General features: G+C 56.3%; 18 protein-coding genes. 8 read left to right on the top strand and 10 right to left on the bottom strand.

Annotated features, from left to right (window positions below; all coding sequences use genetic code 11):
* Positions 1–57: 57 nt before the first annotated feature.
* From trpC to lexA, 4 genes are all read left to right on the top strand, one after another.
* A complete protein-coding gene (gene trpC / locus OS190_RS07955) occupies positions 58–870 on the top strand; it encodes an indole-3-glycerol phosphate synthase TrpC (protein WP_267158122.1) in 813 nt (270 codons plus the stop codon).
* Positions 870–1,343 carry a cyclic pyranopterin monophosphate synthase MoaC gene (moaC, locus tag OS190_RS07950; RefSeq protein WP_323370634.1) on the top strand — a complete coding sequence of 158 codons (474 nt, stop codon included), beginning with the start codon at positions 870–872 and terminating at the stop codon, positions 1,341–1,343. The genes trpC and moaC overlap by 1 nt, the downstream gene beginning before the upstream one ends.
* Positions 1,340–2,512, top strand: a complete 1,173-nt coding sequence (locus tag OS190_RS07945; protein ID WP_267158120.1) for a molybdopterin molybdotransferase MoeA — start codon at positions 1,340–1,342, stop codon at positions 2,510–2,512. Before moaC ends, OS190_RS07945 begins: the two co-directional genes overlap by 4 nt.
* Positions 2,513–2,590: 78 nt before the next feature.
* On the top strand, positions 2,591–3,292 hold the full coding sequence (gene lexA, locus OS190_RS07940) for a transcriptional repressor LexA (protein WP_267158119.1): 702 nt from the start codon (positions 2,591–2,593) through the stop codon (positions 3,290–3,292).
* Here the strand turns inward: lexA and OS190_RS07935 are convergent.
* On the bottom strand, positions 3,286–5,343 hold the full coding sequence (locus OS190_RS07935) for a ComEC/Rec2 family competence protein (protein ID WP_267158118.1): 2,058 nt from the start codon (positions 5,341–5,343) through the stop codon (positions 3,286–3,288). The genes lexA and OS190_RS07935 overlap by 7 nt on opposite strands.
* Before the next feature lie 114 nt (positions 5,344–5,457).
* On the opposite strand from OS190_RS07935, the gene gltX reads away from it, so the two are divergent.
* The 3 genes from gltX (at position 5,458) to OS190_RS07920 (ending at position 9,038) form a co-directional block, all read left to right on the top strand.
* Entirely contained in the window at positions 5,458–6,858 is a 1,401-nt protein-coding gene (gltX, locus tag OS190_RS07930; RefSeq protein WP_267158117.1) for a glutamate--tRNA ligase, read from the top strand.
* A gap of 121 nt (positions 6,859–6,979) precedes the next feature.
* On the top strand, positions 6,980–8,275 hold the full coding sequence (gene gltA / locus OS190_RS07925) for a citrate synthase (protein WP_267158116.1): 1,296 nt from the start codon (positions 6,980–6,982) through the stop codon (positions 8,273–8,275).
* Positions 8,276–8,738: 463 nt separating this feature from the next.
* Positions 8,739–9,038 carry a hypothetical protein gene (locus tag OS190_RS07920; RefSeq protein ID WP_267158115.1) on the top strand — a complete coding sequence of 100 codons (300 nt, stop codon included), beginning with the start codon at positions 8,739–8,741 and terminating at the stop codon, positions 9,036–9,038.
* A 16-nt stretch (positions 9,039–9,054) separates the two neighbouring features.
* On the opposite strand, the gene OS190_RS07915 is transcribed toward OS190_RS07920, so the two are convergent.
* The 9 genes from OS190_RS07915 to OS190_RS07875 form a co-directional block, all read right to left on the bottom strand.
* On the bottom strand, positions 9,055–9,831 hold the full coding sequence (locus OS190_RS07915; RefSeq protein ID WP_267158114.1) for an enoyl-CoA hydratase-related protein: 777 nt from the start codon (positions 9,829–9,831) through the stop codon (positions 9,055–9,057).
* Between the two features lie 91 nt (positions 9,832–9,922).
* Positions 9,923–10,375, bottom strand: a complete 453-nt coding sequence (locus tag OS190_RS07910; RefSeq protein ID WP_267158113.1) for a cytochrome c-type biogenesis protein — start codon at positions 10,373–10,375, stop codon at positions 9,923–9,925.
* Positions 10,372–12,339, bottom strand: coding sequence for a heme lyase CcmF/NrfE family subunit (locus OS190_RS07905; protein WP_267158112.1), 1,968 nt, complete (start codon positions 12,337–12,339; stop codon positions 10,372–10,374). The genes OS190_RS07910 and OS190_RS07905 overlap by 4 nt, the downstream gene beginning before the upstream one ends.
* Positions 12,340–12,413: 74 nt before the next feature.
* Positions 12,414–12,989, bottom strand: a complete 576-nt coding sequence (locus OS190_RS07900; RefSeq protein ID WP_267158111.1) for a holin family protein — start codon at positions 12,987–12,989, stop codon at positions 12,414–12,416.
* Entirely contained in the window at positions 12,980–13,591 is a 612-nt protein-coding gene (locus OS190_RS07895) for a holin-associated N-acetylmuramidase (protein WP_267158110.1), read from the bottom strand. The genes OS190_RS07900 and OS190_RS07895 overlap by 10 nt, the downstream gene beginning before the upstream one ends.
* A gap of 74 nt (positions 13,592–13,665) precedes the next feature.
* A complete protein-coding gene (gene ccmE, locus OS190_RS07890) occupies positions 13,666–14,109 on the bottom strand; it encodes a cytochrome c maturation protein CcmE (protein WP_267158109.1) in 444 nt (147 codons plus the stop codon).
* A gap of 5 nt (positions 14,110–14,114) precedes the next feature.
* Positions 14,115–15,140 carry an N-acetyl-gamma-glutamyl-phosphate reductase gene (gene argC, locus OS190_RS07885; protein WP_267158108.1) on the bottom strand — a complete coding sequence of 342 codons (1,026 nt, stop codon included), beginning with the start codon at positions 15,138–15,140 and terminating at the stop codon, positions 14,115–14,117.
* A 38-nt stretch (positions 15,141–15,178) separates the two neighbouring features.
* On the bottom strand, positions 15,179–15,988 hold the full coding sequence (locus OS190_RS07880) for a glutamate racemase (protein ID WP_267158107.1): 810 nt from the start codon (positions 15,986–15,988) through the stop codon (positions 15,179–15,181).
* 73 nt (positions 15,989–16,061) lie between these two features.
* Positions 16,062–19,511, bottom strand: a complete 3,450-nt coding sequence (locus tag OS190_RS07875) for an indolepyruvate ferredoxin oxidoreductase family protein (protein WP_267158328.1) — start codon at positions 19,509–19,511, stop codon at positions 16,062–16,064.
* Positions 19,512–19,674: 163 nt separating this feature from the next.
* Between OS190_RS07875 and OS190_RS07870 the strand changes: the two genes are divergently transcribed.
* Positions 19,675–20,571 carry a LysR family transcriptional regulator gene (locus tag OS190_RS07870; RefSeq protein ID WP_267158106.1) on the top strand — a complete coding sequence of 299 codons (897 nt, stop codon included), beginning with the start codon at positions 19,675–19,677 and terminating at the stop codon, positions 20,569–20,571.
* Positions 20,572–20,985: the final 414 nt, after the last annotated feature.

Genomic DNA, 20,985 nt, shown 5'->3' with positions numbered 1-20,985 from the left:
CACTTGCCTGCAGGTCAACGGCTGGGACGCCATTAACTGGACCATTCCGGAGGACCAATGACCGACACCATTCTCGACAGGATCAAAGCCTACAAACTCGACGAAGTCGCCGCGGACAAAGCCGCCAAACCCTTGAGCAATGTTGAGGCCGAAGCCAAGGCCGCGCCGCCTGTGCGCCCTTTTGGTGACGCGCTGCATGCTGCATCTCGGGAAGGCTATGGATTGATCGCTGAGATCAAAAAGGCCAGTCCGTCCAAGGGTTTGATCCGCGAAGACTTTGATCCTGCCACCCTTGCCCAGGCCTATGCCGCAGGGGGCGCAACCTGTCTGTCCGTCCTCACCGACACGCCCAGTTTTCAGGGTGCAAAAGAATACCTTGTTGCCGCACGCGCTGCCTGTGAGTTGCCCGCCCTGCGCAAGGATTTCATGTACGATACCTATCAGGTCACGCAGGCACGGGCGCTGGGGGCGGATTGTATTCTGATTATCATGGCCTCTGTGTCAGACGCACAGGCCGCCGAACTGGAAGACGCAGCACTTTCTTGGGGTATGGAGGCACTGATCGAGGTGCACGATGCTGCCGAACTTGAACGCGCAGGCCTGCTCAAGAGCGGGCTTATCGGCATAAACAACCGCAACCTCAAGACCTTCGAGACCTCTCTTGATGTAACACGTCAACTGTCAAAACTGGTACCGGCAGACCGGATGATCATCTCTGAATCCGGCTTGAACACACCCCAGGATCTTGCGGATATGGCGCTTTACGGCGCGCGCACTTTCCTGATCGGGGAAAGCCTGATGCGTCAGGCAGATGTCGAACAGGCAACGCGCAGTTTGCTGGCAAACCCGCTCACGGCCGGGGGCATGTGATGGCGCTTTCACATTTTGATGCCCAAGGTGATGCACATATGGTGGATGTATCGGACAAACCCGTGACATCACGCATTGCCGTGGCTGAAAGCCATATCAGAATGAAGCGAGAAACCTTTGACATCATAACCGAAGGTCGCGCCAAAAAGGGTGACGTCCTGGGGGTGGCCCGCCTTGCCGGTATCATGGCCGCCAAACGCACCCCCGATCTGATCCCCCTGTGTCATCCGCTGCCAATCACAAAGGTCAGCATAGATCTTGAGCCCGACGCCACCCTGCCCGGCATCCGCATCACCGCAACGGTCAAAACCACCGGACAAACCGGTGTCGAGATGGAGGCCCTGACGGCCGCATCGGTCACCGCCCTTACGATCTACGACATGTCCAAGGCGGTCGATAAATCCATGGAAGTCGGTGGATTGCGGGTCGTTTTGAAAGACGGTGGAAAATCAGGCCGGTATGAAGTCTCATGATCTCGGTCGCTGAAGCACATGCTGCATTATCGACACTTGTTTCTCCATTGGAAACCGAATTCATTCCTCTGCGCGAGGCCGCAGGCCGTGTCCTTGCCCAAAATGTTACGGCGACGCGCACACAACCTCCCTTCGCCGCCTCTTCGATGGACGGATATGCGCTACGCGGTGCAGAGGTAGAACCGGATGCAATGTTCAAGGTTATTGGTGAAGCCGCCGCCGGGCACCGCTTTGAAGGAACTCTTCGCGCAGGCCAGGCAGTGCGTATATTTACCGGTGCACCAATCCCTGATGGTGCCGACTTTGTCGTCATTCAGGAAGATACCACCAGACGGGGGGATCTGATCACGCTGGGTCACAATATCGGGGACAAGGACAACATTCGCCCTGCGGGTGGTGATTTCACCATCGGCCAAAGCGTCAACGCACCGCTGCGCCTGCGCCCGGCGGACATTGCGTTGCTTGCCGCCATGAACATCAGCCATGTGCCAGTGACGCGCAAACCACTGGTCGCCATCCTTGCCACAGGGGACGAGCTGGTCCAGCCGGGAGAATCCCCCGGACCGGATCAGATTGTCGCATCCAACAGCTTCGGTTTGGCCGCGATGCTTGAGAATGCAGGGGCTCGGGTACATCTGCTGCCGATTGCACGTGATACCGCAGCATCCTTGAAACAGGCCTTTGCCTTGGCGCGGGGGGCCGATCTGATGGTGACAATCGGCGGCGCATCGGTGGGCGATCACGATCTGGTTGGCCCCATCGCGGCGGAACTGGGGATGGAGCAGACCTTTTACAAAGTCGCCATGCGACCTGGAAAACCTCTGATGGCAGGGCGTATGGGCGACATGGCAATGCTCGGCCTGCCCGGAAACCCGGTATCAGCGATGGTTTGTGGTCATGTATTTGTATTACCTGTTCTGAACAAGTTGCTTGGACTCGGCTCAGAACCCGCGCAGGTTTTCAAGGCACCGCTTGCTGTCGATTTGCCCGCCAACGGTGCACGCGCGCACTACATGCGCGCACAAATCATCAAAGGGAAATTGCACCCCGATACGCGCCAGGACAGTTCCTTGCTAAGCGTATTGGCCAGCGCTGATGCACTGTTGGTGAGACCTGTGGATGATCCCGCTCGCAAACAGGGTGAAGATGCCGAATATCTGAGGCTATGACGCGAAATTGCAAAATGCGTTGACACAAAACGGGAACATCCATAGAACAAATTGAAACTAATGGCGGAGGGCGCAGGCGTGCTAACCAAAAAACAACTTGATCTTTTGGCGTTCATTCACAAACGGGTACAGCGTGACGGTGTACCGCCCAGTTTCGATGAAATGAAATTAGCCTTGGATCTACGGTCCAAATCAGGCATCCACCGTTTGATCACTGCTCTTGAAGAACGCGGCTTTATCCGCCGGCTGGCCCACCGCGCCCGCGCTATCGAGGTGGTGAAACTGCCCGAGAGTCTGGGTGGTGCCCCAAACCCCGGTTTTACCCCGCGTGTGATTGACGGGGATCGACCCGATAAATCGCCCCCTGTCGATGCAATGCCGGTCGGTCTGGCCGATGCAAGGAGCCTGCCGGTCATGGGACAGATTGCTGCGGGTGTACCAATCGAAGCCATCAACCACATGACCCATTCCGTGACCGTTCCGGGGGGTATGATCGCCGGCTCAGGCGAACATTACGCCCTTGAGGTCAAAGGCGATTCGATGATCGAAGCCGGGATCAACAACGGCGATGTCGTGGTGATCCGCGAGACATCGACCGCAGATGATGGCGATATTGTTGTCGCATTGGTTGAGGACAGCGAAGCCACGTTGAAGACTTTCCGGCGCAAGGGGGCTTCCATCGCACTCGAGGCTGCAAACCCCGCCTACGAGACCAGGGTTTTCCCCTCTCATTTGGTCAAGGTTCAGGGCCGTCTGGTCGGATTGATCCGCACCTATTGATCATCTTTGCCGGCTTTGGGCCACCGTGTCCAAAGCCGTTCTCCGGCAAGATCGCGCGCGGTGGTGATCTGCCAGGCGGTTTCAATGCGACGCAGGGCAATTGACCCCGAATGCCGAAGCCGCAGAGGATCAAAGAACATACAAGGCAGATCCGGTATTTCGCCGGCCTTTACCGAGGTCACGACAATCTGTTCTGCGGTGCATCCGCGAAATCCGGCCAAGGCGCGTTTACCTGATAAATGCACAACCGCACCCTGTTTCCACATTTTGGCAGCCGCGATTTGATCAGGCCCGACACCGTCATTTTCCAACCAGTTTCGCGCCACGAACCCCGCTGTTTTAGATTTGCTCAACGCGCGCCCCTGGGGTGTCATTACACCGACAAGGGCCCCGTTGTCGGCGATCAGGACATCAGGCCGCTCAGTCCCATGCCAGAGCACAAAACCAACAGCCATCAGCGCGCCACCTGCCCATCGCAACCTGCCTTGCCATAGAATGATTGTCAGGAAACCCAGGGCCAGTAACGGAACCACCCAGCCCCCCGGCCCAACAACATAGCCACGCGCATTCTCAAGTCCCGCGATCGTATGGGCAACCTTGAGAATCCAGTCGAGTCCCAGCCCCATCACCCAAAGTCCGATCCACTCAAGCCCCAAAGGGGCCAACAGCAAACCAACCACCGCTGCAGGGATGACCAAAACTCCCATCAATGGCACCGACAACAGATTTGCAATCAGACCGTAATGGGCGATGGCATTGAAATGCGCCGCGGCTATGGGTGCTGTCGCCACACCGGCGACCGCAGAGGAGACAACCGTAGCAAAGACGGGTTTGACCCATTGCGCCATCCCGTCCCGATTTATCCCGCGCAGCCATTCAAACACCGCCACCAGGGCCGTTGTTGCAGCAAAAGACATTTGGAATCCTGGCCCCAGCAAGGCTTCGGGGCGCAGGGTCAATACAATGGTTGCCGCCACTGACACTGCCCGGATCGTCATGGCCCGCCGCCCGATGATCAACGCCGCCAATGCAACCGCAATCATGATAAATGCCCGCTGTGTAGCGACATTTCCCCCCGACAGCGCCAGATAGCACGCCGCTGCGGCCAAGGCTCCGAAGGCCGCGATTCCCTTGGTCGGAAGGTGCAGTGCTGTGACGGGATGCATCGCCAACAAACTCCGTAGGACGGCAAAAACAAAGGCCGTCAGCAGCCCCATGTGCAATCCCGAAATAGCCAGCAAATGTGCGAGGTTACTGGCGCGCAAAGCATCGAGTGCCGGACGGCTCATCGCGCTGCGATCTCCGGTGGTGATAGCCGCGGCAAAACCGCCGGTGTCGCCTGCCAGATGTTCCTGGATACGTGACGAGGCCGCCATACGAATACGAAACACCCGCAAACCCGCGTGGCCTTCGGACGCAGGGGCAACCCCCATCAGCGGAACCCGCGCATACCCAACAGCCCCCAAACGATTGAACCACGCATGACGTTGGAAATCGAATCCGCTTGGTTCAACCGGGCCGGAGGGTGGAGACAGATGCGCCGTCGTCATCACCCGTAGCCCAGGTGCCGGTGTGATACCGGCAGGCCCCTTGTAGTGCAGCGAAATGCGCACGCGCAGAGGTGTGCGTGCAGGCGCGATACGGTCAAGGCGTACCTGGTCCAGCGTCAAACGCACCGCATCCGACTGACTGCGATCAATCGCAACGATACGCCCTTCGACAGCACCATAATAGCGCCATGCCAGAGTTGGTGCCGCCACAGAATGTGCACGCCCCCCCGCCAACAGGAACCCGGTCAGGAAAACTGCGCCAGCAACCGCAATGGGCGAGATTGCCTCGCCCAGGTGCCAGGCGAGCACAAATAACAAAACGGCACCTAACCCGAACCAGACATAGACCGGCCAGGCAGGTTCGGTTCTCAACGAAAAATAAAATCCGATCCCTGCCCCGAGGCAGACTGGTACCCAGCCCAGCAAATGACCACGCTGCGCCAGCAAGACCTCTTGAATCCTACGCCATGGCAACTGCAGTATCCTGCTGATGCGGCCCATGCTTGCTCCCGTTCACCGCACTGGGTAGATAGGCGGTAACACTAGCGGGATGACGGTTAGCGAATGGTAAACGCTGAACGGTTCCGGTTAAATCCAGTTAAGAAAGTACCCTTCATGGCCGCTCCTGTTGTCACCCGTTTCGCCCCCTCGCCCACTGGATTCCTTCACATCGGTGGTGCCCGTACGGCCCTGTTCAACTGGCTGTATGCCCGCGGACGTGGCGGTAGGTTTCTGCTGCGGATCGAAGATACCGACCGTGCCCGTTCAACCCCCGAAGCGACCGCGGCAATCCTGCAGGGGATGGCTTGGCTGGGGCTGGACCATGACGGCGAGATCGTCAGCCAGTTCAACAATGCAGCGCGTCACGCCGAGGTGGCACTCGACCTGCTGGCACAGGGCAAGGCTTACAAGTGTTTCGCAACACAAGAAGAGATCACCGCCTTTCGTGAAGCCGCCAAAGCCGCAGGAAAAAGCACACTTTACCATTCGCCCTGGCGCGATGCACCGGCAGACAGCCACCCTGACCAACCCTATGTCCTGCGCATCAAAGCGCCGCGGGACGGCACGACCGTAATCCGCGATCAGGTACAGGGCGAAGTAACCATCCAGAACAACACACTGGATGACATGGTTCTGTTACGTTCGGATGGCACACCGGTCTACATGTTGGCGGTGGTTGTAGACGATCATGATATGGGTGTGACACATGTGGTACGGGGTGACGACCACCTGAACAACGCGGCGCGGCAAATGATGATCTATGACGCCATGGGCTGGGATGTACCGGTCTGGGCGCATATTCCTTTGATTCATGGCGACGACGGCAGGAAGCTTAGCAAACGGCACGGCGCTTTGGGCGCGCAGGAATACCAGGTGATGGGATATCCGGCTGCCGGCATGCGCAATTACCTGGCGCGGTTGGGCTGGAGCCACGGCGATGACGAGTTTTTCACAGACGCTCAGGCGCTGGAATGGTTTGATCTGGACGGTATCCGCAAAAGCCCCGCACAATTCGACCTCAAGAAGCTGGAAAACATCTGTGGCCAGCATATTGCGGCAGCGGATGATGCTGCATTGCGGCAAGAGTGTGAAAGCTATCTGGAAGCCGCAGAATTGCCTGCACTGACGGAACAACAAAGTGATGGTTTGGAGCGCGCGATGTACTGCCTCAAGGAACGCGCAAAAACACTTACTGAACTTATTGAAAAAGCACACTTTATTTTAACAAACAGACCGATTGAACCCGATGAGAAAGCGGCGAAAAACCTTGATCCGGCATCCCGTACCATGCTGAAAGAATTGACGCCGCAGTTGCAAAATGCTAGCTGGGACAAACAATCGTTGGAAGAGGTAATGAACGGCTTTGCGGCCGCTCATGATACCAAATTCGGCAAACTTGCAGGGCCGCTTCGTGCAGCACTTGCGGGGCGTGCAGTAACTCCATCTGTTTATGACATGATGTTGGTATTGGGGCCTGAAGAAACCCTTGCCCGCCTGACGGATGCAGTGGCTTGAGAAACGTATTGCGTATTCTCAACGTCGCGTAAAATAACACAAGGAACGGCCCCGTTACGAAGGGCCGCGCCCCGGACGGCCAAGCAAAATGCCGCGCCGCCAATCGGACGAAAGGGACCGCATGACCGAGAGCACTAAATCCGCAACGCTGACCATTGATGGCAAAAGCTATGAACTGCCGATCTTTTCGCCAACCGCTGGACCTGATGTCCTGGACGTTCGCAAACTCTATGCACAGGCTGATGTGTTCACCTATGATCCCGGCTATACCTCGACCGCATCCTGCGACAGCACCATCACCTTCATCGATGGTGAAGAAGGGGTGTTGTTGCACCGTGGCTACCCGATTGATCAACTGGCCAGCAATTCCCACTACCTCGAAGTTTGCTATCTTTTGCTCTATGGTAACCTGCCCACCCCGGCAGAACTGGAAGACTTTGAATCCCGTGTGACCAAACACACGATGATCCACGAACAAATGATGTACCTTTTCCGTGGGTTCCGCCGCGACGCGCATCCGATGGCCATCATGGTTGGTGTGGTTGGCGCAATGTCTGCCTTTTATCACGACAGCACCGACGTGACGGACGAATGGCAGCGCGAGGTTGCAACGATTCGTCTGATTGCGAAAATGCCGACCATCGCTGCAATGGCGTTCAAATATACCATCGGCCAACCCTTCGAATATCCAAAGAACGATCTGGATTATGCTTCCAACTTCCTGCGCATGTGCTTTGCTGTCCCTGCGGAGGACTATGTTGTGGATCCGATCCTGAGCCGTGCAATGGACCGTATTTTCACCCTCCATGCAGACCATGAGCAGAATGCTTCCACTTCAACCGTACGGCTCGCCTCCTCCTCCGGGGCCAACCCCTTTGCATGTATTGCAGCGGGTATTGCCTGTCTCTGGGGGCCTGCACATGGTGGCGCCAACCAGGCCTGCCTCGAGATGCTCAAGGAAATCGGAACGCCGGATCGTATCCCGGAATTCATCGCCCGCGCCAAAGACAAAAACGACCCTTTCCGCCTGATGGGCTTTGGCCACCGCGTCTACAAGAACCACGATCCCCGTGCCACCGTGATGAAAGAAAGCGCTGATGAAGTGCTGGAATTGCTGGGTGTGGAAAACAATCCCGTTCTGCAAGTGGCCAAGGAACTGGAAAAAGCCGCGTTGAGCGATCCCTATTTCGCCGAGAAGAAACTATTCCCGAATGTGGATTTCTATTCCGGTATCATCCTCGAGGCGATGGGTTTTCCAACTTCGATGTTCACGCCGATCTTTGCGCTGTCGCGCACCGTTGGCTGGATTTCCCAGTGGAAAGAAATGATCGCTGATCCACAGAACAAGATCGGTCGCCCACGCCAGTTGTATCTGGGTGAAACCCAGCGCGACTATGTGGATATTGAGAACCGGTAAACCGATTTCATCGCACGGAAAAAACAACGCTCCGCATCAACGCGGGGCGTTGTTTACGTTTGGGAAACGCAATTATGGCGAATGTGGGCCCGTGGATTGCGCGGTCCTGGATATTTGCACGAATCAATTGCTGCCTATTTCACGATTTCCGTTATCAAATCCTCTTTTTTCCTATGAACTGTTTCTATGGCCGATGCGTAATTAGAAACGGCGGAGGCGGAAACAAGGCACAATTAAGGCATTGTTTCGGATGAGCGTACAATATCTTGCTGATCATTGACCCGTGCTCCATCGACCCGCTAGCCTATCTTCATCAGATCAAAGGAAATCTAATGTTTGTTGAGTTTGCGGTCGTGATGGCCTGTTTGCTGACTGGAAGTCTTGTGATGGCTTCCCGGTTCCGTCAGAAATCAAAACAAGTGCAGGCAAGGATCGCGCGCAACAAGCAGCGAGGGCAAAGCACATGAATTGCGACCGCACAACTACTGCTTTGCAATGGGACGCAGCCACCGGCCTGATGCACAATTCACAGTCGGATATTGGCGAACCCCAAGGGGCCTTTATCCCCGATACCAACCATAACCGCGATCATGTCGCGGTCGTATATCCCAAAGGCCAAAACCCGCCCGAAATCACCATCCGCAAGGTTTCTGGATCGGTGCATACCGTTTTGGCCGATGGCGTTGCCGTCGCGGTGATCGCACGGGCAGATGGGCCGGCGGTCTCTGCTGATGATGTGCTACTGGTTGAGCGCCACATCTAGTTTCGCAATTTCTTCCCTAGCGCCCTTCAAAGACGGCCGGGCGCTTTTCGGTAAAGGCCAGAACACCTTCCTTGAAATCACGCGATTTGCCGCATTTTCCCTGCGCATGCTCTTCCAAGGTCAACTGATCCTCAAAAGTGTTGTCCCAGGAGCCGCGGATCACTTTTTTCAGTTCCGAATAGGCAGTTGTCGGTCCGGCTGCCAAATGTGCAGCTTTGGCACGCCAGTTCGCCTCAAAAGCGTTGTCTGGCACCGCTTCCCAGATCATGCCCCAATCATCGGCCTGACGGGCACTGATCTTGTCCGCGAACAATGCCGCGCCCATAGCTTTGGCGCTGCCCATGGAACGAGGCAATGTATAGGTGCCCCCCGCATCAGGGATAAGGCCAATGCGCGTAAAAGCCTGGAGGAAATAGGCAGATTCCGTCGCAATCACCACATCGGCAGCCAATGCCAGATTGGCCCCTGCCCCCGCCGCCGCGCCATTCACCGCTGCAATCGTAGGCACTGGACAATTGACAATGGCGCGCAGCATCGGCGCATATTCATCGCGCAACGTGCGCTCCATATCCGTCGCCCCACCTGCTGACCGGTCACCAAGGTCTTGGCCGGAACAAAACGCCCGCCCCTCACCGGTCAGGACCACAACACGTGCATCTTTGCCAGCCTGCGTCGCTGCATGTGCAATTTCGGCTCGCATTTGTGTTGTCAGCGCGTTCATTTTGTCCGCGCGTGACAGCGTGATCACTGCCACATCACTTTCGACAGTATAGGTGATGGTTTGATATTCCATGGTCCGGTCCTTCTATGGCGGGTCTGGCACAGTGATACCAAAGCAGATCAAAGGAACCAGCAAAACCGGACGTCACCGTGCAAAATTGCAATCAGCGGCGCAAGATCTCATTCAGTCGCGTTTGTTCGTCCTGCGTCAAAGGAACCTCGCCGCCCGTTTGAGCCACCGAACGTCTGCGCAGATAGCTCATTCCCAATCCGCCCGCCAATAACAGCATTAATGGTCCCGCTCCCCAAAGGAGCCAATTGGCACCAGTAACAGGCGGGTTCAACAATACAAATTCCCCATACCGCGCGACGATGAAGTCAACGGCCTGTTCGTCACTGTCACCCGCCACCAGCCGCTCGCGCAACAACAGACGCAGATCGCGGGCCAGAGTTGCCTCACTTTCATCAATACTCTCGTTCTGGCAGACCAGACAGCGCAGCCCCTTGGACAGATCACGTGCTCGCTGTTCAAGCACCGGATCGTCCAAAATCTCATCCGGCTGCACCGCCCAAAGCGGCGCAGCAAACAGCATCATGAACAACACCAGGGGTTTCATTCGGCTGGCACCGGCGTTCTGCGCGCCTTACTTGCCCCGGCGGCCACGCGGAACCGACGATCGCTCAAACTGAACACACCGCCAAGCGCCATCATCGCACAGCCCAGCCAGATCCAGGCCGTCAACGGTTTGATATAGGTTCTTACCGTCCAGCCGCCGTTATTCTGCTGGTCCCCGATCACAACATATACATCCCGAAGGAAATCGGAATCGATGCCCGCTTCTGTTGTCGGCATCTGCGCCACCGGATAGAATCGCTTTTCCGGGCGTAGTTGCGCGACCAGTTCACCCTTTTGCGCCAAATCCACCATGCCCATCGTCGACAGGTAATTCGGGCCGCGCAGGTCCTGAACATCGGTGAGCGTCAGTTCGTATTTGCCGACATTCCACGGCTTATTCAATTGTGCGACGCGAATATCATCCTGCGTCCAGGCGGTCAGTCCTGCGATCCCCGCAATGGTCACACCAAGGCCGGCGTGGGCTGTTGCCTTACCCCAATCAGCCCGTGGCAAACGTGTCAGACGCCGTAAACGATCAGACCCGCGCCCTGTACGTTGCGCCAGTTCGACGCCCACACCCATCACCAACCATGCCCCCAGGAACAGACCCAGCGGCCCGATCATGCTGCGCCCGGTCTGCATGGCATAGCTTAACCCGCCCAAGGCCAGGGCCAGGACAAAAACATAGCGCAACGGCCGCATCGCTTTGAAAATGCGCGCTCTTTTCCACGGCATCACCGACCCCACGGGCAAGATCAAACCAAGGGCAACCATAAATGGGGTAAAGGCCGCGTTGAAAAACGGCGGCCCCACACTGAGTTTACGATCAAAAAACATCTCAGCAACGAGCGGCCACATGGTGCCCACAAAAACCACAAAACAAGCGACGGCCAATAACAGGTTGTTCACCACCAAGGCGGACTCGCGGCTCACCAGACCAAATACCCCCTTGGCCTCCATCGTGCCGGCCCGCAACGTGAACAGAACCAGAGCACCACCCATGAAGAACCCCAGAATCATGAGGATAAACACACCTCGTTCCGGGTCGTTGGCAAAGGCATGCACCGATGTCAGCAGACCGGAACGCACGATGAAAGTGCCGATCAGCGAGAAACCGAAGGCAAGGATTGCCAACAGGATTGTCCAGCTTTTCAAGGCTTCGCGCTTTTCCACGACGATCGCAGAATGCAACAAGGCAGCCGCAAGAAGCCACGGCATGAAGGAAGCGTTTTCAACCGGATCCCAGAACCAGAACCCGCCCCAGCCGAGCTCATAATAGGCCCACCACGACCCCAAAGCGATCCCGATGGTCAGGAATATCCATGCCGCCAGTGTCCACGGCCGCACCCAACGGCCCCAAGCAGCATCCACCCGCCCCTCGATCAGCGCTGCAACAGCAAAGCTGAAGGCCATGCTCAACCCCACATATCCAAGGTACAGAAACGGAGGATGAAAGGCCAATCCAGGATCCTGCAACAAAGGGTTGAGATCCTGACCATCAAACGGCGGTGTTTCCAGCCGTAAGAAAGGATTGGACGTGAACAGAATAAATGCAAAAAATGCGACCGCAATTGCCGATTGAACAGCCAGCACCCGCGCGCGCAAGGTCGGTGGCAAGTTGCCACCAAACCAGGCTGCCATTGCTCCAAACAAAGTAAGAATCAACACCCACAGCAGCATCGAACCTTCGTGATTTCCCCAGGTGCCGCTGATTTTATACAACATCGGCTTGGCCGAATGGCTGTTCAACCAAACCAGACGCAATGAGAAATCAGAAGTCACAAACCCCCACATCAGAGCGCCGAACGCCAGGGCCGTCAGGGCGAATTGGGCCCCCGCAGCCGGTTCAGCAACCGCCATCCAGCCAGACCAGCGTTTATGTGCACCGATCAGGGGCACGACCATCTGCACAATCGCAACAGCAAAGGCCAGGATTAGGGCGAAATGTCCGAGTTCTGTAATCATAGGTGGCAATATAGGGTGCAAATGCTGACACCGCCACGCCAATTCTACCCAACTTGCCGTACAAAGCGTCGCAGTCAGCGGCGTGACTGTTTCCAGGCCTCCAACGCGGCGTTTTCTGCCGCTTTGACCGCACTCAGGGACAATGCGGCATCCGGCCCGGTATCGGCAAGCGCAACTTGATCATACCGGAGGTCGCGGATGGCGTGAATGTTGTGCAATACTTCGGGTACCCGTGCAACACCGCTGGCAATCTCGCGTTGAAAGTCCTGCACTTTGATTTGATGGCGCGCACCAAAATAAAAAGAAACGATGACACCCAGCAACCACCACAACGGCTCTGGCACCAATGCGATGCCCTGCATCCGTTCGGCAAACCACAACGGCGCAACCATCGCCGAAACGAACAACCCCAAGGTTCCCAGTGCCAAGGCAGGGCGCGGCAAACGGTTCACCCCGTCCATGAACCGGTCAAATCCCCCGCGACGCGGCGCAATGAACTCTGCCCCGAACTGGCTCATGGCCTGTTTTTGTGTAGCGGCACCCCGTTCAGCGTTTGCTTCCGCATTTTCGCGAAAGACCTCAACCGTTTCACGCAGGACATTGGTTTGCCTACCAAACAGCATCGCAAACAGCCGCTCCATTACCCCCATGACGCAACCCTTTGTCTAAATGCCTGATCGCTCAGATGGTAGCGCGGTGCGATGAAATCCTCGGCACGTTTGATCCAACCGCCTTTTCCGCCTGCCTGCGTGCGGACATATTTGCGGCTTGCCGCCCGACGGTCCGCAAGCCGAAAGTAATAATTGCGCCGCGCAATCCCGTAGGCATCAACCAGATGATCCGGTGCAGCAGCCATCGCCTGTTTCACACCAGCGATACTTTGCGGGCCCAGAACGCCATCAACAGTGACATTGATCCCCATCTCACGCAGGAGCTGTTGAAGAATACGGATCGCATTGGATCCCGCGTTCACCTGCATGTCAAAAACCGTTGCCTGCAAAGGTTCAGGCAAGTCACAGATCCGCGGTCCCTCGAAATAGTGTTTTATGAAAATATCTACGGCTTGGGCCCGCGTTAACGCTTTGACGTCATGTTTATCCACATGTCCGTCTGCTGTCAGATCAAGGCCCAAGCGCCGCAGCGTATGAATCGTAACGCCAAAATTCGTCGCCCCGCCCGGATCATCGGGATCGTTCACGAAACCGCCTTCGCGGATTACGATATTTTCTGCAATATCCCTGACCGAAATCATACACACCCTTGCCCGCTGTTCGCGGTTCAAAAGGGCAAAAAGTGGTTAAGAACGTCTAAGGGCAGCGCACGGTCTTAGCTTTCAGGCTCAACATAAACACCCTGTTCCTTGAGGGCATCGATCACTTCTGTAGGCATGTAGGTTTCATCATGTTTCGCAAGTATTTCAGTCGCTTCAAAGACGCCGTTCACGTAACGCCCGGTCCCGACCATGCCTTGGTTTTCTTCAAACAGATCAGGCAGGACACCGCGATAGGTGACAGGCACCGATGCCCCGCCATCCGTCACGTTGAAACTGACGGTTTCGCTTTCGCCCCGCACCAGCGTGCCTTCTTCGACCAGACCGCCGATGCGAAAAACCTCGGTGGCACCGGGGGGTTCTGCGATCACTTGTGACGGTGCGCGAAAAAAATTGATCCCGTCGCGCATCGCATAGCCAATCAGCGCCGTCGAGGCGATCAGCGCCACAATCGCGACGGCAATCACCTGAATACGCCTTTGTTTTTTCAAACTTTTCATAGCACTCACGGAAATAGCGGGGCTATCATCAGCCCCTCGGTCTCTTCAATACCTAACATCAGGTTCGCATTCTGCAACGCTTGTCCGCTGCTGCCCTTCGTCAGGTTATCAAGGGCGGCGATTACGATGGCCCGGCCCGAAATCCGGTCAGCGGTCACGCCGATATGACAGAAATTCGATCCACGAATATGCCGTGTGCTTGGTGCCTCGCCCAGCGGCAACACCTCGATGAAGGGTTCATCCTGATACGTTTTTTCTAACGCATTATGAATATGTTCAGCTTCACCTTTAACGTAGCATGTCGCCAAAATACCGCGGTTGGCGGGAACCAGATGAGGCGTGAATTGAACCTTCACCGGTCGCCCGGCCAGCGCCGAAAACTCCTGATCGAATTCCCCAAGATGCCGGTGCGTGCCCCCTGTCGCATAGGCGTGATAGCCTTCGGACAATTCCGCATGCAGCAGGTTTTCCTTCAAGGACCGCCCCGCGCCGGATACCGCACATTTCAAATCAAGGATGATGTCATCCAGATCAATCAGACCGCCCGAAATCAATGGCCGCAAGGCAAACTGACCAGTCGCGGCGTTGCAGCCCGTACCAGCAACCAGTCGCGCTGCCTTGATCTCATCGCGGTAGAATTCCGTCAGGCCATAAACCGCCTCGGCCTGCTGTTCCATAGCGGCATGGGCGTTGCCGTACCACTTTTGGTATTCCGCCGGATCGCGCAGCCGGAAATCGGCGGAGAGATCGACGATCTTTAGTGTTTTCGGAAGCTTCGCGATCACCTCTTGCGACGTTTTGTGTGGCAAGGCGCAAAAGCACAGATCAATCTCAGCGAAATCGATGTCTTCGATGGTCACGAGTGCGGGTAAATCCAGATGCCGCAGATGCGGAAAGACTTCGGTCATTCTCTGCCCAGCCTTGGAGTTCCCCCCCAAAGCCGTGATTTTCATCAAAGAATGTCCGGCAATCAGCCGGATCAGTTCGGCACCTGTGTAACCGGAAGCGCCCAGAATTGCGATATTGTACATGGTAGGTATCCCTTGTTCGGGTGACGTTTAAGCGAGAATCAAGCAGCAGTGAACTGGATTGATCGTCGCAAAAACTGTGTCGCGCGGCTGGAAACCTGCCGGGGATCCCCCGTTGTCAAAAACGCAGCCTCGCCTGTACCCAGTTTGTCAGGATGGCGCCCCAGATAATCCGCCAGGCTTTCGGCCACCAGATTGGCCTGAGAATATACCTTCACCTCCGCGCCCAGCGCCTCCTGAAAGGTCTCTTGCATCAGCGGATAATGGGTGCAGCCCAGAATGGCGGCCTGAGGTTCCGGCATCTTGCGTTTAAGCGCATCCACATGACTGCGCACCAAGGCTTCGGCGAGGATGAAATCACCCTCTTCGATTGCATCGACAACGCCGCCGCAAGCCTGGGCTTCGACATCCACCCCGATCGCGCGAAAGGCCAGCTCGCGCTGAAAGGCCCGCGACGCCACGGTTGCAGGTGTGGCGAAGAGCCCGACGTGTTTGACCGCCACTTCGCGTGGCGGTGAATTATCGCCCCACTGACGCTCTGTCAGTGCTTCGATCAGGGGCACAAACACCCCCAAGACGCGTTTGTCCGACGGCACCCAACCCTCCTGCATCCGGCGCAATGCTGCCGCAGACGCCGTATTGCAGGCCAGGATCACCAAATCACAACCCGCATCAAAAAGGCGTTGCGTCGCTGTCTTGGTCAAGGCGTAGATGTCGTCAGCCGTCCGCACCCCATAGGGCGCATGCGCGCTATCCGCGAGATAAACAAAATCCACATCAGGCAGCCGGTCCTGAACGGCTGACAAAACGGTAAGACCGCCCAAACCACTGTCAAAAATACCCACTGCCATGCTGTACTACCCTGTTTGGCACTCGCGTTCATCGTCTCATACGTAGCTTTGCGACGGAAATCCACAAAGGGTTTTATTCAGCGGCTTTGCCCATTTCTGCCCCGCCGGAACGGATCACGCTCAACAACTCCTCACGCCGTTTCGCGGCCTTGGCTTCTGCGGCCTGTTTGACCGGCCCGAACCCTCTGATCTGCTTGGGTAGTTCAGCCAGCGCAACAATCGCCTCACGGTTCTGGTCATTGAGCTTTGGCAGTACTTCATCCATGTCGCGTTCGTATTGCTGGATCAATCCGCGCTCCATCTTGCGCTCGGCGGTATAGCCAAAGGGATCAAACGGTGTGCCGCGCAGGGCTTTCATCCGCGCCAGCAAACGCATGGGACCTTCCAGCCATGGACCAAATTCGCGCTTCATGGGGCGGCCATCCGGACCGGTTCTGGACAACAATGGCGGTGCCAGATTGAAGGTCATCCTAAAATCGCCATCAAATTCGGCCTGGGCCTTCTCTCGGCTGCTCAAAAGCAGTCGCGCCACCTCATATTCATCCTTGTAGGCCAGTAACTTGTGATAACCATCGGCCGCAGCGGCCTTGACCGCCCTGTCCTTGATCCCATTCACCAGCTTGGCATAGCGATTTGCCAGCCGCTTGCCTTGATATGCGGTCAGGTGTTCAATGCGAAAGGCAATCTTGTCCTCCAGCGTCTTGGGCAAGGATACCACCTTGGGTTCTGCCACCCGTGCCGCATCTTGTGGATAAAGCACTGCCCAGCGCCCGATTTCAAAGGCGCGCAGGTTACGCTCAACCGCTGCACCGTTCAGGCGGATCGCATCTTGCAGACTTTCCAGCGTCAGTGGCAACAGCCCCTTTTGCCAAGCTGCGCCAAACACCATCATGTTCGAATAAATACTGTCACCCAGCGCCGCTTTTGCCAGATCAGAGGCATCAAACAAAGCAACGTCGTCCTTCAACCGAGCCTCCAGAGCCAGTGTCAAACGATCATACGGCATGTGGAATTCGGTATCGCGGGTAAAATCACCTGTGATGATCTGATGCGAATTCACGACGGCACCGGTGCGCCCGGCGCGAGTCAGCCCCAATGTCTTGGACCCGGCCGACACCACCAGATCGCCCCCGATCAATGCATGAGCCTCTCCCGTCGCGACCCGTATGGCGGAAATGTCTTCAGGCTTGTTCGCCAAACGGCAATGGATGTGCACGGCACCACCCTTCTGGGCAAGGCCAGCCATCTCCATCATGCCAGCCCCTTTACCATCAAGCTGCGCCGCCTGTGCCAACACGGCACCAATGGTCACAACACCCGTTCCACCGACACCTGTAATCACCACGTTATGTGTGCCGTCGATTTCAGGAAGATCAGGCATTGGCAGATCCGGGATGCTGATTTCGGCGGTGGGATCCTTGCGCACTTGCGCCCCTTCAAGCGTGATGAACGATGGGCAGAAGCCCTTTACACAGGAAAAGTCCTTGTTGCAGGAAGACTGGTCAATCGCCCGCTTGCGGCCAAGTTCGGTTTCTTCGGGAACGATCGAAACACAGTTGGACTGCACACCGCAGTCGCCACAACCTTCACAGACATCAGTGTTGATAAACACGCGCTTGTCGGGATCGGGGAACAATCCGCGTTTGCGGCGGCGGCGTTTCTCGGCGGCACATGTCTGGATATAGACAATCGCACTGACACCTTCCTTGGTCGCCATGTCCTTTTGCACCGCATCCATCTGCGCACGCTCATGCATCGCCACACCCTTGAAGGCTGTGAAATCTACTTCTTCTTTCTCGTCATAGACAACGGCGAGGTTCTGAACGCCCATTGCCTGCAATTCGGCGACAATGCGTGGCGCGTTCAAATCGCCTTCGTTATGCTGCCCGCCGGTCATGGCTACCGCGTCATTATACAGGATCTTGTAGGTAATGTTCGTGCCTGCAGCCAGCGCCGCACGGATCGCCTGCACCCCTGAATGGTTATAGGTACCATCCCCAAGATTCTGGAACACATGCTTGCGCGTCGAAAACGGCGCTTCGCCGATCCAGTTGGCACCTTCACCGCCCATATGGGTGAAACCGGTGGTTTCCCGGTCCATCCACTGCACCATGTAGTGACACCCGATACCCGCATAGGCACGGCTGCCGTCGGGTACCTTGGTGGAAGTATTATGAGGACAGCCGGAACAGAAATAGGGCATCCGTGCCGCGATTTCCTCGGCATTGTCGGCGCGGCGCGCCTCATCCAGCGCAGCCATACCCGCCTTGACACCTTCGGTCTCACGTCCCTCTTCGATCAGGATTTCACCTAACTTTTGTGCGATGTAGATCGGGTCCAGCGCCCCGCGCGTCGGGAATAGCTCTTCGCCATGCTCCAGCCCTGCGCCACCGCCCTTGTACCAGCCATAAACGCGCCGGTGCTGGTCAGAAAACAACGCTTCCTTGATCTGAACTTCGATCAGCTTACGCTTTTCTTCAACCACCACAACCAGATCCAGCCCTTCGGCAAAGGCGTGAAACCCGTGCATGTCCAACGGGAATGTCTGGCCGATCTTGTACAGCGAGATGCCCAGCCGCTCCGCCTCGTTCTCGTCGATGTTGAGCAGGCTCATGGCGTGGATCAGATCCAGCCAGTTCTTGCCCGCCGCGACAAAACCGAACTTGGCACCCGGTTTGCCCCACATCCGCTTGTCCATCTTGTTGGCGTGGCTGAAGGCTTCAGCGGCATATCGTTTGTGGTCGATCATCCGCGCTTCCTGGGCGTGGGGTGTATCGCCCAACCGGATGTTCAGCCCGCCTTCGGGCATATCGAACGTCGGCGCGATGAGCTGCACCCGGCCGGGATCTCCGTCTACCACGCTTGTTGCCTCAACCGTGTCTTTCATCGTCTTCAGACCAACCCAAAGCCCCGAAAACCGCGACAGCGCCCAGCCGTATATACCGTAATCAAGGATTTCCTGAACGCCTGCGGGGCTGACCACTGGCATATAGGCATCTACCATCGCCCATTCCGACTGGTGCAACACGGTAGAAGATTCGCCTGTGTGATCATCGCCCATCGCCATCAGGACGCCGCCATGCGCAGAGGTCCCCGCCATGTTCGCATGCCGCATCACATCGCCCGACCTATCTACACCAGGACCCTTGCCATACCACAGACCAAACACACCGTCGTATTTTCCTTCTCCGCGCAATTCTGCCTGTTGAGACCCCCACAGCGCGGTCGCCGCCAGATCCTCATTCAGGCCGGCCTGAAAGGTCACCTGATGCTGCGTCAAGACTTTCTCGGCCCTGGCCATCTGCAAATCGACGGCCCCCAACGGCGACCCGCGATAGCCTGTGACCAGACCCGCCGTGTTCAGCCCTGCCGCACGGTCCCGCGCTGCTTGCATCAACATCAACCGCACCAAAGCTTGGGTGCCGTTCAACAGAACCGGGCTTTTTTCCAGATCGAAGCGGTCAGTAAGTGAAATCTTGGGCGTTGTCATGGCGGCCTCCCTCGGCTTGCGACAGTTTTGCACAATCTGGGGCAATTATAGGTCACAAATGCTGACCTGTATAGCATCTTTTATGACCTCCTTTGCCGCATTTTCCCCCATAACCCTGCATAGTTAACAAGTATGAGCTATTAGAGACACGAATCGCGGCATGCCTTTGCATATGCCGAACCAAAGGGCGGACAGGATGGATTGGGATAAACTCAGGATTTTTCATGCGGTTGCGGATGCCGGATCGCTCACCCATGCTGGCGATAAATTGAACCTGTCGCAGTCGGCGGTATCTCGCCAGATCCGTGGACTCGAAGAACAATTGAACACCAATTTGTTTCACCGCCATGCCCGCGGCCTGATCCTCACCGAACAGGGCGAATTGTTGTTTGACGCGACTGCCGCCATGTCAAAACGACTCGACGCAGCTTCTGCACGCATCCGCGACAGCGAAGAAGAAGTGTTCGGAGAGTTGCGCGTCACCACCACTACCGGCTTTGGTACCCTGTGGCTTGCCCCGCGCCTGCCTAAACTCTACGAAAAATACCCGGACCTCAAAATCGATCTCATGCTTGAAGAACGTGTGCTGGACCTGCCCATGCGCGAAGCGGACGTCGCCATTCGCATGAAAGAACCCTCACAGGCCGATCTGGTTCGCAAGAAACTGATGATGATCCGCATGTGTCTATATGCATCGCCTGCATATCTTGAAGCCAACGGCACCCCTCAGCGTATGGAAGATATGTCCAACCACCGGCTTGTTTGCCAGAACACCGAAAGCAACCAGGTGGGTGCAGGTGTGGCACTGATCCAGCAGGTGATGATGCATGACGTCAGATCATTATTGACTGTGAATAACTATTTTGGCGTCCTTCAGGGGGTTTTGCATAATCTGGGAATCGGCGTTTTGCCTGACTATCTGACCGAGGATTTTCCTGACCTGATTGAGGTTCTACCTGAGACTCAGTCGGCCGGAGTACCTGTTTTCCTCGCTTACCCAGAGGAATTGCGCCAATCCAAGCGGGTTTCGGCCTTCAAGGATTTTGTACAGGATGAGATCATAAGCTATCGTAAGCGGTTGAAAGAAAACTGACTTAGGTCTGATATGCAAAAAATGCATACCGGACATGCTGCAAAAAACACATTGCCTGACTTGATTGCAGGCACGCTGCCTCCTAATTCACCCTTATAAAGTTCAACGGCCGCAAGGTCGTTTCTTTATACCTCCCTGTTGGACTCGGCCGAGCTTCGTGCTCGGCCTTTTTTTGCGCCTGCGCCTGCGCAGTCTTTCACCGGTGCTCCAAAAAAAATAATGCGAATGGCGCGGCTCCGCGCTGGACCGGCCCCCGCTTCATGGCAGAGGCCGATAAATCGCTACAGAAACAGACAATGACCGACAATTCAGCCACAGACCGCACGGTGGCATCAAGCGCAGGGCTCCACGAATTGCATTGGTTTTCAGATAATTAGACAGAACAACCCCAAATCAAAGGAAGTTTTTCGGAAC

Source organism: Sulfitobacter sp. F26204 (assembly GCF_026410305.1).
In the GTDB taxonomy this organism is placed as follows: Bacteria; Pseudomonadota; Alphaproteobacteria; order Rhodobacterales; family Rhodobacteraceae; genus Sulfitobacter.
This window is presented reverse-complemented; position numbering and strand designations above follow the sequence as displayed.

Excerpts from the sequence above, each read along its gene's own strand:
- trpC (WP_267158122.1), top strand. The coding sequence starts at position 58 with ATGACCGACACCATTCTCGACAGGATCAAAGCCTACAAACTCGACGAA.
- moaC (WP_323370634.1), top strand. The coding sequence starts at position 870 with ATGGCGCTTTCACATTTTGATGCCCAAGGTGATGCACATATGGTGGAT.
- OS190_RS07945 (WP_267158120.1), top strand. The coding sequence starts at position 1,340 with ATGATCTCGGTCGCTGAAGCACATGCTGCATTATCGACACTTGTTTCT.
- OS190_RS07935 (WP_267158118.1), bottom strand. The coding sequence starts at position 5,343 with ATGGGCCGCATCAGCAGGATACTGCAGTTGCCATGGCGTAGGATTCAA.
- gltX (WP_267158117.1), top strand. The coding sequence starts at position 5,458 with ATGGCCGCTCCTGTTGTCACCCGTTTCGCCCCCTCGCCCACTGGATTC.
- gltA (WP_267158116.1), top strand. The coding sequence starts at position 6,980 with ATGACCGAGAGCACTAAATCCGCAACGCTGACCATTGATGGCAAAAGC.
- OS190_RS07920 (WP_267158115.1), top strand. The coding sequence starts at position 8,739 with ATGAATTGCGACCGCACAACTACTGCTTTGCAATGGGACGCAGCCACC.
- OS190_RS07915 (WP_267158114.1), bottom strand. The coding sequence starts at position 9,831 with ATGGAATATCAAACCATCACCTATACTGTCGAAAGTGATGTGGCAGTG.
- OS190_RS07910 (WP_267158113.1), bottom strand. The coding sequence starts at position 10,375 with ATGAAACCCCTGGTGTTGTTCATGATGCTGTTTGCTGCGCCGCTTTGG.
- OS190_RS07905 (WP_267158112.1), bottom strand. The coding sequence starts at position 12,339 with ATGATTACAGAACTCGGACATTTCGCCCTAATCCTGGCCTTTGCTGTT.
- OS190_RS07900 (WP_267158111.1), bottom strand. The coding sequence starts at position 12,989 with ATGGGGGTAATGGAGCGGCTGTTTGCGATGCTGTTTGGTAGGCAAACC.
- OS190_RS07895 (WP_267158110.1), bottom strand. The coding sequence starts at position 13,591 with ATGATTTCGGTCAGGGATATTGCAGAAAATATCGTAATCCGCGAAGGC.
- ccmE (WP_267158109.1), bottom strand. The coding sequence starts at position 14,109 with ATGAAAAGTTTGAAAAAACAAAGGCGTATTCAGGTGATTGCCGTCGCG.
- argC (WP_267158108.1), bottom strand. The coding sequence starts at position 15,140 with ATGTACAATATCGCAATTCTGGGCGCTTCCGGTTACACAGGTGCCGAA.
- OS190_RS07880 (WP_267158107.1), bottom strand. The coding sequence starts at position 15,988 with ATGGCAGTGGGTATTTTTGACAGTGGTTTGGGCGGTCTTACCGTTTTG.
- OS190_RS07870 (WP_267158106.1), top strand. The coding sequence starts at position 19,675 with ATGGATTGGGATAAACTCAGGATTTTTCATGCGGTTGCGGATGCCGGA.